The sequence below is a fragment of the Trinickia dabaoshanensis genome, assembly GCF_002879885.1.
Lineage (GTDB): Bacteria > Pseudomonadota > Gammaproteobacteria > Burkholderiales > Burkholderiaceae > Trinickia > Trinickia dabaoshanensis.
Map to the genome: position 1 here is coordinate 1 of NZ_PNYA01000074.1, position 1,319 is coordinate 1,319.

The following is a 1,319-nucleotide window of genomic DNA, read 5'->3' on the forward strand; positions in this document are numbered from 1 at the left end:
TGAACCGCCCCGGACTTGGTGGAGGCTCCAACTCTTGAGAGAATGGAGCCATGAACAAGTCGAACAAGTTTTCTGCTGAAGTCCGCGAGCGTGCTGTGCGCATGGTGCGAGAGCATCGGGACGAGTACCCGTCACAGTGGGCGGCGATCGAATCCATTGCGCCCAAGATCGGCTGCACGAGCCAAACGTTGCTGGGATGGGTCAAGCGAGAAGAAGTCGATAGCGGTGGGCGTGAGGGCGTCACCACGTCGGAGCGAGAACGCCTGAAGGCACTGGAGCGCGAGAACAAGGAACTGCGCCGTGCCAATGAAATCCTGAAGCTGGCCAGCGCATTTTTCGCCCAGGCGGAGCTCGACCGCCGCTTGAAGTCCTGAAGGCCTTTATCGATCAGCATCGCGACACCTTCGGGGTCGAGCCGATCTGCAAGGTCTTGCGGATTGCCCCGTCGGGCTATCGGCGCCACGCTGCGCGGCTTCGCGATCCGTCGCGGCTGTGTGCGCGAGCCAAACGCGATGCGCTCCTGCGGCCCGAGATCAAGCGTGTCTGGCAGAGCAACATGCACGTCTACGGCGCGGATAAAGTCTGGAAGCAGTTGAACCGAGAAGGTATTTCGGTGGCGCGTTGCACTGTCGAGCGTCTGATGAAGCAACAGGGCTTGCGTGGCGTGAGTCGCGGCAAACGGATTCGCACGACCATCCCTGATGTATCGGCCCCGCGGCCACTGGACCGAGTCAACCGTCAGTTCAAGGCTGATCGGCCGAACCAGCTCTGGGTTTCGGATTTCACGTACGTTTCGACGTGGCAGGGCTGGCTCTATGTGGCGTTCGTGGTCGACGTGTTCGCCCGACGGATCGTCGGCTGGCGCGTGAGTTCGTCGATGGCAACGGACTTCGTTCTGGACGCACTTGAACAGGCGCTGTACGCCCGCCGGCCGGAGAATAACGGAACGCTCATTCATCATTCCGACAGGGGCTCGCAATACGTCAGCATTCGCTATAGCGAGCGGCTGGCCGAAGCCGGCATCGAGCCGTCGGTCGGCAGCCGAGGCGACAGCTACGATAACGCGCTGGCCGAAACGATCAACGGCTTGTACAAAGCTGAACTGATTCATCGTCGTGCGCCGTGGAAAACGCGTGAGTCCGTCGAACTGGCAACGCTCGAATGGGTCGCCTGGTTTAACCACCATCGGCTCATGGAACCGCTCGGCTATATCCCGCCCGCTGAAGCTGAGGCAAACTACTACCGGCAACTCTGCAACCCAGTTGCAATGCCGGCATCAACTTAAACCAACCAGCCTCCACGATTCCCGGGGCGGTTCA

General features: G+C 60.7%; 1 protein-coding gene and 1 other annotated feature. The gene reads left to right on the forward strand.

The window, feature by feature from the left end; genetic code table 11:
- The first annotated feature begins 50 nt into the window (after positions 1 to 50).
- Positions 51 to 1,285, forward strand: a protein-coding gene (locus C0Z18_RS32410) for an IS3 family transposase (RefSeq protein WP_408647246.1) whose coding sequence is annotated in 2 segments (ribosomal slippage) — positions 51 to 342 and positions 342 to 1,285 — 1,236 coding nt in all. Because the reading frame shifts where the segments join, the coding sequence is not laid out codon by codon here.
- Positions 329 to 445, forward strand: a sequence feature (AL1L pseudoknot). It overlaps the preceding gene by 117 nt.
- Positions 1,286 to 1,319: the final 34 nt, after the last annotated feature.